Here is a 13,981-nt window from a genome sequence, read left to right as displayed (position 1 = left end):
CGGCCGTCAACTGATTTCCCCGCGTGATTTCCCCGCGGCGCCGCTCCCGTGCGACCGGTCCCCGCCCGGGGCCGGCGCCGTCGGCCCGGGCGCACCGGCCGCGGCCTCGGCCTCGGCCGCCCGGGCGATGTTGCGCTGCATGCCGCCGAAGACGATCCCGTGGAAGGGGTACACCGCCCACCAGTAGAGCTGGCCGAGCAGGCCGCGCGGGTGGTAGATGGCCCGCTGCCGGAACACCGTGGCGCCGTCGTCGCTCTCCACGCCCAGCTCGAGCCAGGCCAGGCCGGGCAGGCGCATCTCGGCCCGCAGCCGCAGCAGCCGGCCGGGCTCGATCTTCTCCACCCGCCACCAGTCCAGGGCGTCGCCGACGGCGAGGTGGTGCGGGTCGCGGCGCCCGCGGCGCAGTCCCGGGCCGCCGAAGACGCGGTCCATGACCCCGCGGGCCACCCAGCCCAGCCGCCAGGAGTACCAGCCGTGCGCCCCGCCGATGCCCTCGATGACCGACCACAGCGCCTGCGGGTCGGCGGCGACGGCCCCGGCGCGCTCGTCCACCTCCAGGCTCCCGCCGGCCCAGGCGGGGTCCTCCGGCAGCGGGTCGGACGGCGCGCCCTCGGTGGAGGCCGAGCGCCAGGAGGTGCGCACGTCGAACTCGCGGATCTTGGCCAGCGCCAGCTCCACGGCCCGGTCGAAGCCGACGAGGCCCTCCGGCGGGTCGGGCACGTGGGCCGCGATGTCGTGCTCCTTGGCGACGACCTCGTGGACCAGCGAGCCGACCAGCGGGCGCGCGATGCCGGACGGAACCGGCGTGACCAGCCCGACCCACAGGCTGGCCAGGCGCGGGGTGAGCACCGGGACGGCGCGGATCACCCGCGGCGGCAGGCCGGCCACGGCGGCGTAGCGCTGCATCATCTGGCGGTAGGTGAGGACGTCGGGGCCGCCGATGTCGAAGGCCCGGCTCACCTGCGGCGGCATCGCGGCCGAGCCGACGAGATAGCGCAGCACGTCCCGGACGGCGATGGGCTGGATGCGGTTGCCGATCCACCGCGGCGCCACCATGGCCGGCAGCCGCTCGGTGAGGTAGCGCATCATCTCGAACGAGGCGCTGCCCGAGCCGATGATCACCGCGGCCTGGAGCACGGTGGTGGGCACCCCGCTGGCGAGGAGGATCTCGCCGACCTCGCGGCGCGACTCCAGGTGCGGGGAGAGGCTCTCCTCCCCCGGGTGCAGGCCGCCGAGGTAGACGATGCGCCGCACGCCGGCCTCGCGGGCGGCGACGGCGAAGCGGCGCGCGGTGGCGCGGTCGCGCCGGCCGAAGGCCGCGCCGGTGCCGAGGGCGTGGATGAGGTAGTAGGCGACGTCGACACCGGCGAGGGCGCGGGCGAGGTCCTCCGGGTTCGTCGCGTCGGCGGCGACGACCTCCACCCGCGTGCGCCAGTCGCGGCCCTCGAGCCGGTCGGGGTGGCGGGCCATGGCCCGCACCCGGTAGCCGGCGTCGAGGAGCTCGGGCACCAGCCGTCCGCCGATGTACCCGGTGGCTCCGGTCACCAGGGCGAGGGGCGCGGCGGCGGCGGCGCTCATCGGCTCAGTCTGCGACGGGCACTTGCGCCGCGCGAGCGGGTGCGCCCCGGCGCCCGGGGGCGGGAGAGGCCGGGATGCGCCGCTGCCGGGGCACCAGGCCGCACGCCCCTGGTCGTGGACGACGCCGGGCAGGGGCGGGGTCCGCACGCCGTCCGCTCACCTCACCGGGTGGCCGCGCGGATGGCGGCCACGATCCCGGCCACGAGGAGCGCGAGCAGGAGGAGGACCAGGACGACCGGGAGCAGGAGCACGAGCAGCACCACGGTCAGGACGACGAGGACCTTGGTCTTGGTCTCGGCACCCTTCCAGGCCCCCCGGGCGGCCGCCCACACCGGGCTCTTGCCGGCGGCGAAGGCCTGCACCCCCTCGACGATCGCGCCGCCGAGCATGCCCTTCGGGACCACGCCGACGTCGAGGTCCGCGAGGACCTCCCCGACCCGGCCGGCAACCTTCACGACGGCGTAGCGGATGGCGCTCTGGACGAGCTCGCGCAGGGCGTCCCTCAGCCGCTCGAGCGCCTGCGCCAGCGGGTCCTCGCTCGCGTGTGCGGGCGGCGCGACGGTCGTTGCGGTCATGGCGGCGCCTCCTGCGCTCGACCGTACGCCGGCCCTCCTGCGCCGACATACGGGACCAGTGCCGTCGGAGCGTGGGGCGCGCTCGCCCGGCGTCCGGGCACCCGGGCACCCGGGCACCCGGGCTCTTTGTATCAATATTGTTGTGCTACCTTGAGCCAAGACTGATACGAAAGGGGTTGTTGATGGATCGGCACGCACTCGTCCTCCTGCTCGCCGTCGTGATCCTCGGCGCCGCTGCCGCCCCGGGCCTGACCGCGCTGGCCGGCCGGGGACGGCGGCGCCTGGCGCACCGGGTGGCACGCAAGGTCGATCTCGCGCTCGACCCGCCGGTCGGCGCCGTCGTCGTCCGACGGCTGGCGCACCGCGAGCTGGTCGCCTCGGCCACCGGCACGGCGGCGGGGCTGGCGACGCTCCTCGCGGTCGCGCCGCTCGGGACCGCCGGCGAGCCCGGGCAGTACGACCTCATGTGGGTGCTCGTGGCGGTGCTCGGTGGGCGCGCCCTCGGCGCCGCCGCGGCGGCCGTGTACGGGACCCTCGGGCGGGCGCCGCGCGCCGCGGTGCGGATCGCGCGGGCGTCGACGCCGGCGCACCGCGACTACGTCCCGCCGATGGAGCGGGTCGGCGCCTGGGTGGCCGCGGGTGTCGCGGCCACCCTGTCCCTCGCTCTTGTCGTGCTCGACGCGACCGGCGCCGTGGACCTCGGTGACCCGCCGCCGCTGGCGTTCGTCCTCGCCGCGGTCGCGCCTGCCGCCGTGGCGGCCCTCGACGAGGCCCTGGCGCGGCGCGTCCTGGCGCGACCACAGCGCGCCGAGACGACGCTCGAGCTGGCCTGGGACGACGCGCTGCGCGCCCGCGCCCTGCGGGACATGGTGACCGTGCCACTGACGATCGGGGTCGTCGCCCCGCTCGTGCTCCTCGGCGTCGTCGGCGCGGGTCTCGAGGGCGGCTGGCCGGCGAACCCGGCGGTCGGGCTCGTGGCCGGCCTGGTGGCCGCCGTGCTGTTCGGCGTGCTGGTCGTCGTCCTGGTCGCGGCGACCGTGTCGGCGGCCCAGCGGCCGGAGCGGTACTTCCGGCAGCGGCTCTGGGGCGGCCCCGGTCCGGGGGTGCGGTCGTGATCGTCGTCGTCGACGCCGCCTCGCACGTCCCGCCCTACGAGCAGGTCCGGTCCCAGCTCGCGGCGGCGATCGACGACGGCACCTTGCCGGCCGGGCACCGGCTCCAGCCGATGCGCCGCATGGCGGAGGACCTGGGCCTCGCGGTCAACACCGTGGCGCGGGCCTACCGGGAGCTCGAGCAGGCCGGGCTCATCGTCAGCCGCGGACGGCGCGGGACCTTCGTGACGGCCCGCGGTGCCGACCGCGAGCGCGAGGCCCGGGCGGCGGCGCGGCAGTACCTCCGCCGCACGGCCGAGCTCGGGCTGACGCTCGACCAGGCGGTGGACGAGGTCCGGCGGCTGGGCGCGGGCGCTCGCGGCTGAGCCGGCCGCGTGCCGGCGCGGCTGAGCCGGCCGCGTGCCGGCGCGGCCGAGGCTGCCGCGGGCCGGGGCGGCGCCCCGGCGGCGCGCCGGGTCAGGCCACGCTCGATGTCCCGCCCGTCGGCAGCGCCTCCAGGTGCACGGCCTTGAGCTGGGTCATCGCCGCGAGCAGGTCCGGCCCGTACCCGGCGCCGGCTCCGCTGTCCCGGCGCGGATCGGCCGAGCCGCCCGGCGCGCCGCCGAAGACGGCGTTGATCTTGACGGTGCCCACCTCGAGCTCGTCCGCCGCGCGCAGCGCGTGCCCGAGGTCCGGGGTGAGCACCGTGGCGGCCAGCCCGTAGCGCCCGGAGCCCGCCCGGCGCAGCCCCTCCTCGAAGCTGGCCACCCGGGTCACCGCCGCCACGGGGCCGAAGGTCTCCTCGCGCATGACATCCATGTCGTCGGTGCACCCGTCCAGCACGGTCGGCGGGTAGTAGCTGCCCGGGCGGTCCAGCGGCGCCCCGCCCGCGAGGCACCGCGCCCCGGCGGCGAGCGCGGCACGCACGTGGGCGTCGACGACGGCGAGCTGGGCGTCGTCGACGAGCGGGCCCAGCTCGGTCTCCCCCTCGGTGGGCGGCCCGACCCGCATGCCGGCGGCCACCTCGACGAGGGCGGCGAGGACGTCGTCGGCCACGGACTCGTGCACGTAGACCCGCTCCACGGAGGTGCACAGCTGGCCGGTGTTGGTGAAGGCGCCGGTGGCGATCTGCCGGGCGGCCCACGCCGGGTCCACCCCGGCGTCGACGAGGAGGGGGTCCTTGCCGCCGTTCTCGCGCAGCAGCCGGGCCCCGCGCGCCCCCACGGCCTGGGCGATGGCCCGTCCGGACGCGGTGGAGCCGACGTGCGCGACGAGCGCAACCCGGGGGTCGGCCGCGAGCGCCGCGCCGGTCTCGCCGTCGCCGTTGACGACGTCGAGCACGCCCGGCGGCAGGGCCGTCGCGACCAGCCGGGCGAGGCGCCAGCCGGGCACGGCGCTGCGCTCGGAGGGCTTGTGGACGACGGTGTTGCCGGGGACCAGCGCCGCGGCGAGCAGCCCGGCGGCCGCCGGGTAGGGGTCGTTCCACGGGGTGATGACGGCGACGACGCCGTGCGGCTCGCGGCGCACCACGTCGAGCGCGGACGCCGCCCCGGCGAGGGTGCGGCCGGCGGGCCCCAGCCCGGCGGTGGCGGCCTCCTCGAGCAGGTCGGCCGCCACGAGGGCGGACTCGGTGGACTGGCCGAGCAGCCGTCCGGTGCTCGCCGCGAGCGCGGCACCCAGCTCCTCGGCGGCCGCGCGCACCGCCTCCGCCGCCCGGCGCAGCGCCGCCGCCCGCTCCCCCGGCGGGGTGCGCCGCCAGCCGGCCCGCGCCTCGTCGGCGGCGGCGACGGCGGCCGCCACCTCCTGCGCGGTCGCCGGCACGACCACCGCCGCGGGGGCGCCGGTGGCCGGGTCGGCGCGGCGCACCTCGCGGGTGCCCGCGGCCGGCACGTCGCGGCCGGCGAGGTGATGCGAACCGAGCCGATATGGCCGTTTTTCGGCGATTTCCTGCGAGCGGACGGCGGGCGTCGTGGTCATCCGGCCTCCCATTGCCTCGAAGTGCGAGAAGTGGTTCTCTGCCCCAGAGTCGGCGTGTGATGTGAATCACCCATAGGTGACTCGTCGACTCTGACCGACGACCCGGAGGTCCGCCACTCATGCGAGTGCTCGGCGTCAACGCGCTCTTCCACGATCCCTCGGCCGCGCTGGTCGTCGACGGCCAGGTGGTGGCCGCCGCGGAGGAGGAGCGCTTCAGCCGACGCAAGCACGGCAAGCGGCCGGTGCCCTTCGCCGCGTGGGAGCTGCCGGAGCTGGCCATGCGCTGGTGCCTGCGACAGGCGGGGCTGCGCCCGGAGGACCTCGACGCCGTCGCCTACTCCTTCGACCCGGCGCTGGCCCGCCCGGCCGCGGCGATGGGCCTGGAGGACCCGTGGGACCACCTGCGCCTGACCTACGCCGAGCGCGCGCCGCAGTTCCTCGCCGCCGCGCTGCCGGGGCTGGACCCGGCGAACGTGCGCTTCGTCGCCCACCACGTGGCCCACGCCGCCTCCGGGGCGCTGGCCTCCCCGCACCGGCGCAGCAGCGTCCTGGTGCTGGACGGGCGCGGGGAGCACGCCTCCCACCTCGCGGGCCGCTACGTCGGCGCGGAGCTGGAGGTCCTCGCCAGCCAGGAGCTGCCGCACTCCCTCGGGCTGCTCTACGAGTCCCTCACCGAGCACCTGGGGTTCCTGCGCTCCTCCGACGAGTACAAGGTCATGGCGCTGGCCTCCTACGGCACTCCCCGGCATCTGGAGGAGCTGCGCGAGACCGTCCGCGCCACCGACGACGGCGGGTTCCGCGCCCCCATCCCCGACTGGGCGCGCTGGGCGCCGCCGCGCGACCGCGACGCCCGGCTGGAGGAGGAGTCCTGGCGTGGCGCGTGGGCCGACCTCGCCTGCTCGGTGCAGGCACGGCTGGAGGAGGTCCTCGTCGACCTCGCCCGGTGGGTGCACGCCCAGACCGGGGACCGGGTGCTGACCATGGCCGGGGGCACCGCGCTGAACTGCGTGGCCAACTCCCGCATCTGGCGCGAGACCCCCTTCGAGGAGGTGTGGGTCCAGCCCGCCGCGGGCGACGCCGGCACCGCGCTGGGCGCGGCGCTGCAGGTCGCGGCCGGCGCCGGGGAGGAGCCGGTGCCCATGCCCGGCGCGGGCCTGGGCCGCGGCTGGTCCGACGACGAGCTCGCGGGCTGGCTGCGCGGCGCGGCGGTGCCCTTCACCACCCCGGACGACCTGGCCGAGGAGGTGGCCGACGTCCTCGCGGGCAACGGCGTGGTGGCCTGGTTCGAGGGGCGCAGCGAGTTCGGGCCGCGGGCCCTGGGCCGGCGGTCGCTGCTGGCCAACCCGGGCGTCGCGGCGAACCTCGAGCGGCTCAACGAGGTCAAGGGCCGCGAGCAGTTCCGGCCGGTCGCCCCCATGGTGCTCGCCGACCGCGCCGCGGAGATCTTCACCGACGGGCCGCTGCCCAGCCCGTACATGCTCTTCGTCCACACGGTGCGCCCGGAGTGGCGCGAGCGGATCCCCGCGGTGGTGCACGTGGACGGCACCGCGCGGATCCAGACGGTGGACCCCGCCGACCAGCCCCGGCTGGGCGCCGCCCTGCGGGCCTTCGAGCGGCGCACCGGGCTGCCGGTGGTCGTCAACACCTCCCTCAACACCGCCGGGCGGCCCATGGTCGACGACCCGCGCGACGCCTTGGAGCTGTTCGGTTCGGCGCCGGTCGACGCCCTCGTCATGGGGCCGCACCTGGTGCGCCGCGCGGCGCTGTTCGCCGCCGCCGCGCCCGAGGCGGTCGGTATCGGGGGCGCCCGATGACGGGCGGGCAGCTCGTCGTCGTCATTCCCACCGTGGGGCGCCCCTCGCTGCGCACGCTCCTGACCGGCCTCGCGGCCCAGGCGCATGACCCGGGTCATCTGCCGCCGGCTGAGGTCGTCGTCGCCGACGACCGCCCGCTGGGCGACGCGGCGCCGCTGGACCTGCCGCCCCGGCCGTGGCCGGTGCGCCTGGTCCGCTCCGGCGGGCGGGGCCCGGCGGCCGCCCGCAACGCCGGGTGGCGCACGACCGCCGCCCGGTGGGTGGCGTTCCTCGACGACGACGTCGAGGTGCCGCGCGACTGGTCGGCGCGCCTGGCGGCGGACCTCGCCGCCGCGGCGCCGGACGTCGCCGGCGTCCAGGGCCGGGTGCGGGTGCCGCTGCCGGCTCACCGCCGCCCCACCGACTGGGAGCGCAACACCGCCGGGCTGGAGACGGCCTGGTGGATCACCGCCGACATGGCCGTCCGCCGCGAGGCGCTGGTGGAGGTGCACGGCTTCGACGAGCGCTTCCCCCGCGCCTTCCGCGAGGACGCCGACCTCGCGCTCCGGCTGCGCCAGGCGGGCTGGCGCCTGGCGCGCGGGGAGCGGGAGATCGCCCACCCGGTGCGCCCGGCCGACGCGCGAGTGAGCGTGCGGATGCAGGCCGGCGCGGCCTCCGACGCCCTCATGCGGGCCCTGCACGGGCGGGCGTGGCGCGCGCTGGCCCAGGCCGGCCGGGGCCGGTTCCGTTGGCACGTGGTCACCGTGGCCGCCGGCGCCGCGGCGGGCGCGGCCGCGGCGGCGCGGCGCCCGCGGCTCGCCGCGGCGGCCGGGGCCGCCTGGGCCGGGCTCACCGTCGACTTCGCCGCCCGCCGCATCGCGCCGGGACCGCGTGCGGGCGAGGAGGGCTGGCGCCGGGAGTGGGCCACCATGGCGGCGACCTCCGCGGTCATCCCGTGGGTCGCCGTCGCCCACCGGGCCCGGGGCTCGCTGCGGTATCGCGGCGCCGCCGCCTGGCCGCCGCCGGTGCGGGCCGTGCTCTTCGACCGGGACGGCACCCTGGTCCACGACGAGCCCTACAACGGGGACCCGGCCAAGGTGCGGCCGGTCGACGGCGCCGTCGCGGCGCTGCGCCGGTTGCGGGCGGCCGGGCTGGCCGTCGGGCTGGTCACCAACCAGTCCGGCGTGGCCCGGGGCCGGCTCACCCGGGCGCAGGTGGCGGCGGTCAACGCGCGGGTGGCGGACCTGCTCGGCGGGTTCGGCACGGTGCAGGTGTGCCCGCACGGGCCCGACGACCGGTGCCTCTGCCGCAAGCCCGCGCCCGGGCTGGTGCTGCGCGCCGCCGCCGCCCTGGGGGTGGCGCCGTGGGAGTGCGTGGTGGTCGGCGACATCGGCGCCGACGTGGGGGCGGCGCTGGCCGCCGGGGCGCGGGCGGTGCTCGTGCCCACGGCGGTGACCCGCCGGGAGGAGGTCGCCGCCGCCCCGGTGGTGGCCGCCGACCTGGCCGCGGCCGCGGAGATCGTGCTCGCCCTCGCCGCGGAGGTGCCGGCATGAGCCGCGTGCTCGCGGTGCGCCTGGACAGTGACGGTGACGTGCTGCTCACCGGCCCGGCGCTGCGCGCCCTCGCCGCCACGGCGGACCGGCTGGACCTGCTCGTCTCCCCCGCCGGCCGGGCCGCCGGCGAGCTGCTGCCCGGCGTGGACGCGGTGCTCGTGTTCGACGCGCCGTGGAGCGGGTACGCCCCGCCGCCGGTCGACGCCGCCGCGGTCCGCGCGCTGGTGGCCGACCTGGCCGCCGGCCGCTACGACCGCGCCGTGGTCTTCACCTCCTTCCACCAGAGCCCGCTGCCGATGGCGCTGCTGGCCCGGCTCGCCGGGATCCCCTTCGTCGCCGCCACCAGCGTGGACTACCCGGGCTCCCTGCTCGACGTGCGCCATCGCCGGCCCGCGGGGCACGAGGTCGAGGCCGCCCTCGACCTGGCGCGCGCCGCGGGCGGCGCCCTGCCCGCCGGCGACGACGGTCGGCTCGCCGTGCGCGGCCCGCTGCCCGACGTCGCCCACCTGGTGCCTGCCGGCCCGTACGTGGTGCTCCACCCCGGCGCCTCCGTGCCGTCGCGCGCGCCCGCCCCGGCCCACGCCGCCCGGATCGCCGCCGCCCTGCGCGCCGCCGGCTGGCCGGTGCTGCTCACCGGCGGCCCGGGCGAGCGCGACCTCGCCGCCGCCGTCGCCCGCACCGCCGACGACCTCGCCCCCGCCACGGGTGCGGGCGCCGTACCCGAGGCGGACGCCGCAGGCGCCCCGCTGCACGACCTCGCCGGGCGGACCAGCCTGGCCGAGCTCGCCGCCGTCCTGGCCGGCGCGGCGTGCGTCGTCGTCGGCAACACCGGCCCGGCCCACCTCGCCGCCGCCGTCGGCACCCCGGTGGTCTCACTCTTCTCCCCCGTGGTCCCCGCCGAGCGATGGGCGCCCTACGGCGTGGCGGTGGCGCTGCTGGGCGACCAGGCGGCGCCGTGCCGGGGCAGCCGCGCCCGCGAGTGCCCCGTGCCCGGCCACCCGTGCCTGACCGGGGTGGCGCCGTCCGCCGTCGTCGACGCCGTGCGGAGCCTGGCGCCGCACGCGCTGGGGGTGCCGGCATGAGGATCCTCATCTGGCACGTGCACGGCTCGTGGGCGACGGCGTTCCTCCGGGGCGGCGAGGACTACCTCCTGCCGGTCGTGCCCGGCCGCGGCCCGGACGGACGCGGCCGGGCGGACACGTGGACCTGGCCCTCGCGGGCCCGCGAGGTCACGCCGGCGCAGCTGCGCGAGGAGCGCTGCGACGTCGTCGTGCTCCAGCGCCCGCACGAGCTCGACCTGCTCGAGGAGTGGACAGGACTGCGCGCGGGGGTGGACGTCCCGGCGGTGTACGTCGAGCACAACGCCCCGCCGGAGCGGGCCGCGGCCACCGTGCACCCGCTGGCCGGGCGCGGCGACATCCCGGTCGTGCACGTCACCGCGTTCAACGCCCTCATGTGGGACTGCGGCGCCGCGCCGACCACCGTCATCGAGCACGGGGTGCCCGACCCGGGCTACCGCTACACCGGCGAGCGCGAGCGCCTGGGCGTCGTCGTCAACGAGCCGGTGCGCCGCTGGCGGGTGGCCGGCACCGACGTGCTGCTCCGCCTCGCCGAGACCGTGCCCGTGGAGGTGTACGGCATGGGCATGGCCGCCCTGGCCGAACGCGCGCCGACGCTGTCGGGCTTGTTGCACGACGACGTCCCGCAGCCGGCCATGCACGACGCGCTCGCCCGGCACCGGGCCTATCTCCACCCCTACCGGTGGACCTCGCTGGGGCTGTCCCTCATCGAGGCGATGCTGCTCGGCCTGCCGGTGCTGGCCCTGGCCACCACCGCCGCCCCGGAGTCGGTGCCCGCCGCCGCGGGGGTGGTCAGCTCCGCCCCGGACACGCTCGCCGCCACCGCCCGGCGGTGGCTGGCCGACCCCGACGAGGCCCGCGAACGGGGCCTGGCGGCGCGCGCGCACGCGTTGGACCGGTTCGGTCTCGAGCGGTTCCTGTCGGACTGGCAGAGGGTGCTGAAGGAGGTGGTCTGATGAGGATCGCGATGGTCTCGGAGCACGCGAGCCCGCTCGCCGCCCTGGGCGGGGTGGACGCCGGCGGGCAGAACGTGCACGTCGCGGCGCTCGCCTCGGAGCTGGCGCGCGCCGGGCACGAGGTGGCCGTCTACACCCGGCGGGACGACCCGGCGCAGCCGGTGCGCGTGGAGATGCTGCCCGGGGTGCAGGTGGTGCACGTCCCGGCCGGCCCACCGGTGGCGCTGCCCAAGGACGAGCTGCTGCCCTTCATGCCCGACTTCGGCCGGTGGATGGGACGCGAGTGGGCCACCGGCCGCGCGCCCGACGTGGTCCACTCCCACTTCTGGATGTCGGGGCTCGCGGCGATCGAGGCGACCCGCGCGGTGCCGGTGCCGCTGGTGCACACCTACCACGCGCTCGGCTCGGTCAAGCGCCGCCACCAGGGCGCCGCGGACACCTCCCCACCCGGCCGGGTGCGCCTGGAGGCCGACCTCGGCCGCCGCGTCGACCTGGTCGTCGCCACCTGCTCGGACGAGGTGAGCGAGCTCGGCCGCCTCGGGGTGCGCGCGAGCCGGGTGCGCGTGGTGCCGTGCGGTGTCGACGTCCAGCACTTCTCCCCCGCCGACGGCGCCCCGGGCCGGTTCACCCCGGCAGACCCGCTGCCGCGACGCCAGCCGCACCGGCTGCTGACCATCGGCCGGCTGGTCGAGCGCAAGGGCGTCGCCACCGTCGTCGAGGCCCTCGCGGCCCTGCCGACGGCGGAGCTGGTCGTGGCCGGCGGGCCCGCGGCCGAGCGCCTCGACGACGACCCCGAGGCCCGGCGCCTGCGCGCGCTGGCGGAGCGGCTCGGCGTGGCCGACCGGGTCCGGCTGCTCGGCGCCGTCGCCCACGCCGCCATGCCGACCCTCATCCGCTCGGCCGACGTCGTCGTCGCCACCCCCTGGTACGAACCGTTCGGGATCGTCCCGCTCGAGGCGGCGGCGTGCGGGCGCCCGCTGGTGGGCAGCGCCGTGGGCGGCCTGCTCGACACCGTCCGCGACGGCGTCACGGGCCTGCTCGTCCACCCGCGCGACCCCGCCGCGCTCGCCGCCGCCCTGGGCCCGCTGCTCGCCGACCCGGCGCGACGCCGGCAGTACGGCGCCGCGGCCCGCCGCCGGGCGGTGGAGCTGTACGGGTGGGACCAGGTGGCGGCGCGCACCGAGGCCGCCTACGAGACCGTCGCACTGCTTGCCGTGAAGGAGGCGACCGCATGACCGCCGAGGTGTGGATCGACGAGCACGAGCGCGAGCTGCGCCAGGCCCTGGCGAGCCTGCGGGGGGACGCGGCCACGGTGGAGGCCTGGGGGCACCACCTCGCGCACCGGCTGCGCGACGGCGCCCGGCTGCTCGCCGCCGGCAACGGGGGCAGCGCCGCGGAGGCCCAGCACCTGACCTCCGAGCTGGTCGGCCGGTTCGTTGCCGAGCGCCGGCCGTTCTCGGCGATCTCGCTGTGCGCGGAGAGCTCGAGCGTCACCGCCCTGGTCAACGACTACGGCGTGGAGGAGATGTTCGCCCGGCAGGTCGAGGGGCACGGCCGCGCGGGCGACGTGCTCGTGCTGCTGTCCACCTCCGGGCGCAGCCCCAACGTGCTCAGGGCGGCCGAGCGCGGCCGTGAGCTGGGGCTGCACGTGTGGGGGCTGACCGGCCCGGCACCCAACCCGCTCGCGGCGCTGTGCGAGGACGCGCTGTGCGTGGACGCGCCCTCGACGGCGGCCATCCAGGCGGCCCACCTCGTCGCCATCCACGCCCTGTGCGCCGCCGTGGACGAGCACCTGGCCGGCGCGCCGCCCCTGCCCGCGCGGCGCGAGGCGCCCCGGCGCGCCGTCCGCCCGCCGCTGCGCGAGGCGATCGCGTGACCCGGCCCACCGCCCGCCCCCACGTGGTGGTGGTCGGCGACGTCGTCCTGGACGCCGACATGGACGGGCGGGTGGAGCGGCTCAGCCCCGACGCCCCGGTGCCGGTGGTCGACGTCACCGGCCGGCGCGAGAGCCCGGGCGGGGCCGGGCTGGCGGCGCTGCTGTGCGCCGCCGGCGCGCAGGTCACGCTCGTCGCGCCGGTGGCCGACGACGCCGCCGGCGCCCGCCTGGCCACCCAGCTCGAGCGGGACCTCACCCTGGTGCGCCTGGCGCACCAGGGCGGCACCAGGACGAAGACCCGGGTCCGCAGCGGCGGGCAGTCCCTCGTCCGGGTCGACGACGGCGGCCCCGGCGCCCCGGGCGAGCTGGACGCCGCCGTGCGGGAGGCCGTGCGCGCGACGCTGGCGGCAGCCGACGCGGTGCTCGTCTCCGACTACGGCGCCGGGGTCACCCGCCACGCGTCGCTGCGCGACCTGCTCGCGGCCGCCGCGCGCGCCCGGCCGCTGGTGTGGGACCCGCACCCGCGCGGCGGGGAGCCGGTGGCGGGCGCGACGCTGGCCACGCCGAATCTTGCCGAGGCGCGGGCGGCGTGCGCGGAGGACGCCCCGCCCGACGTCCTCGCCGCCCGGCTGGCGGCGGCGTGGGGCGTGCGCGCGGTGTGCGTGACCGCCGGCGCGACCGGGGCCTTCCTCGCCGCCGCCGGCACCGAGCCGGTGTTCGTGCCCGCCGTGGTGGCCGCGGGCGGGGACCCGTGCGGGGCCGGGGACCAGTTCGCCGCGACGGCCGCCGTGGCCCTTGCCGGCGGGGCGCTGCCGTCGGAAGCGGTGGAGCGGGCCGTCGCCGACGCCTCGGCGTGGGTCGCCGCCGGCGGCGCCGAGGGCTACCGCGCCCGCCTCGCCGCGGCCGACGCCGAGCCGGACCGCTCCCCGGCACAGCCGGACGGGCAGGCTGGTCGCCCCGCCGCGCAGCCAGGATGGCTGGTTGGTCGCTCGGCGGCGGAGCCGCACGGGCATCCCGCGCGCACGCTGGAGGAGCTGGCCGCCCGGCTGCGCGCCGCCGGCGGCACCCTCGTGGCCACCGGCGGGTGCTTCGACATCGTCCACGCCGGCCACGTCGCCACCCTCCAGGCCGCCCGCCGCCTCGGCGACCACCTCGTCGTCCTCATGAACTCCGACGCCTCCGTGGCCCGGCTGAAGGGCCCGGGCCGGCCGGTGGTCGGCGCCGCGGACCGGGCCCGCGTGCTCGAGGCCCTCGACTGCGTCGACGCCGTCGTCGTGTTCGACGAGGACGACCCCCGCGAGGCGCTGCGGCGCCTGCGCCCGGACGTGTGGGCCAAGGGCGGCGACTACGGCGGCGCCCAGCTGCCCGAGGCGGAGGTCGTCCGCGCCGGCGGCGGCCGCGTCGTCCTCCTGCCCTACCTGGGTGGGCTGTCCACCACCACGATCATCGAGCGCTCGGCCGCCTCGGTCGGGCGCGCGTCCTGAGACCCCGAAGGAGAACCGC

12 protein-coding genes are annotated in these 13,981 nt (G+C 78.4%); 9 read left to right on the top strand and 3 right to left on the bottom strand.

Features of this window, described 5'->3' with window-relative positions:
* Window positions 1-6: 6 nt before the first annotated feature.
* Both GD880_RS05150 and GD880_RS05145 read right to left on the bottom strand, forming a co-directional pair.
* A complete protein-coding gene (locus GD880_RS05150) occupies window positions 7-1,578 on the bottom strand; it encodes an SDR family oxidoreductase (RefSeq protein WP_152230550.1) in 1,572 nt (523 codons plus the stop codon).
* Window positions 1,579-1,739: 161 nt separating this feature from the next.
* Entirely contained in the window at window positions 1,740-2,153 is a 414-nt protein-coding gene (locus tag GD880_RS05145) for a hypothetical protein (protein ID WP_152230549.1), read from the bottom strand.
* A 182-nt stretch (window positions 2,154-2,335) separates the two neighbouring features.
* Between GD880_RS05145 and GD880_RS05140 the strand changes: the two genes are divergently transcribed.
* Together GD880_RS05140 and GD880_RS05135 are read left to right on the top strand one after the other, a co-directional pair.
* Window positions 2,336-3,268 carry a hypothetical protein gene (locus GD880_RS05140; RefSeq protein ID WP_152230548.1) on the top strand — a complete coding sequence of 311 codons (933 nt, stop codon included), beginning with the start codon at window positions 2,336-2,338 and terminating at the stop codon, window positions 3,266-3,268.
* Window positions 3,268-3,630 carry a GntR family transcriptional regulator gene (locus GD880_RS05135; protein ID WP_152230661.1) on the top strand — a complete coding sequence of 121 codons (363 nt, stop codon included), beginning with the start codon at window positions 3,268-3,270 and terminating at the stop codon, window positions 3,628-3,630. Before GD880_RS05140 ends, GD880_RS05135 begins: the two co-directional genes overlap by 1 nt.
* 91 nt (window positions 3,631-3,721) lie before the next feature.
* Here the strand turns inward: GD880_RS05135 and GD880_RS05130 are convergent, their stop codons facing one another.
* The gene (locus tag GD880_RS05130; RefSeq protein WP_152230547.1) at window positions 3,722-5,221 is read right to left on the bottom strand and encodes an aldehyde dehydrogenase family protein; all 1,500 of its coding nucleotides are present in this window, start codon (window positions 5,219-5,221) and stop codon (window positions 3,722-3,724) included.
* A gap of 119 nt (window positions 5,222-5,340) precedes the next feature.
* Here GD880_RS05130 and GD880_RS05125 point away from each other — a divergent pair, with 119 nt between their 5' ends.
* The 7 genes from GD880_RS05125 to GD880_RS05095 are packed head-to-tail and all read left to right on the top strand — an operon-like array spanning window position 5,341 to window position 13,962.
* Complete coding sequence (locus GD880_RS05125) at window positions 5,341-7,035, top strand: carbamoyltransferase family protein (protein WP_152230546.1); 1,695 nt, start codon at window positions 5,341-5,343, stop codon at window positions 7,033-7,035.
* Window positions 7,032-8,567, top strand: coding sequence for an HAD-IIIA family hydrolase (locus GD880_RS05120; protein ID WP_152230545.1), 1,536 nt, complete (start codon window positions 7,032-7,034; stop codon window positions 8,565-8,567). The genes GD880_RS05125 and GD880_RS05120 overlap by 4 nt, the downstream gene beginning before the upstream one ends.
* Window positions 8,564-9,649, top strand: coding sequence for a glycosyltransferase family 9 protein (locus tag GD880_RS05115; RefSeq protein ID WP_152230544.1), 1,086 nt, complete (start codon window positions 8,564-8,566; stop codon window positions 9,647-9,649). The genes GD880_RS05120 and GD880_RS05115 overlap by 4 nt, the downstream gene beginning before the upstream one ends.
* A complete protein-coding gene (locus tag GD880_RS05110) occupies window positions 9,646-10,602 on the top strand; it encodes a glycosyltransferase (protein ID WP_152230543.1) in 957 nt (318 codons plus the stop codon). The genes GD880_RS05115 and GD880_RS05110 overlap by 4 nt, the downstream gene beginning before the upstream one ends.
* The gene (locus tag GD880_RS05105; protein ID WP_152230542.1) at window positions 10,602-11,837 is read left to right on the top strand and encodes a glycosyltransferase; all 1,236 of its coding nucleotides are present in this window, start codon (window positions 10,602-10,604) and stop codon (window positions 11,835-11,837) included. The genes GD880_RS05110 and GD880_RS05105 overlap by 1 nt, the downstream gene beginning before the upstream one ends.
* Window positions 11,834-12,478 carry a D-sedoheptulose-7-phosphate isomerase gene (locus tag GD880_RS05100; protein WP_152230541.1) on the top strand — a complete coding sequence of 215 codons (645 nt, stop codon included), beginning with the start codon at window positions 11,834-11,836 and terminating at the stop codon, window positions 12,476-12,478. Before GD880_RS05105 ends, GD880_RS05100 begins: the two co-directional genes overlap by 4 nt.
* Complete coding sequence (locus GD880_RS05095) at window positions 12,475-13,962, top strand: PfkB family carbohydrate kinase (protein WP_226909393.1); 1,488 nt, start codon at window positions 12,475-12,477, stop codon at window positions 13,960-13,962. Before GD880_RS05100 ends, GD880_RS05095 begins: the two co-directional genes overlap by 4 nt.
* The last annotated feature ends 19 nt before the right edge of the window (window positions 13,963-13,981 follow it).

Origin of the sequence: Georgenia ruanii (genome assembly GCF_009193175.1) — a bacterium.
Lineage (GTDB): Bacteria > Actinomycetota > Actinomycetes > Actinomycetales > Actinomycetaceae > Georgenia > Georgenia ruanii.
This window is presented reverse-complemented; position numbering and strand designations above follow the sequence as displayed.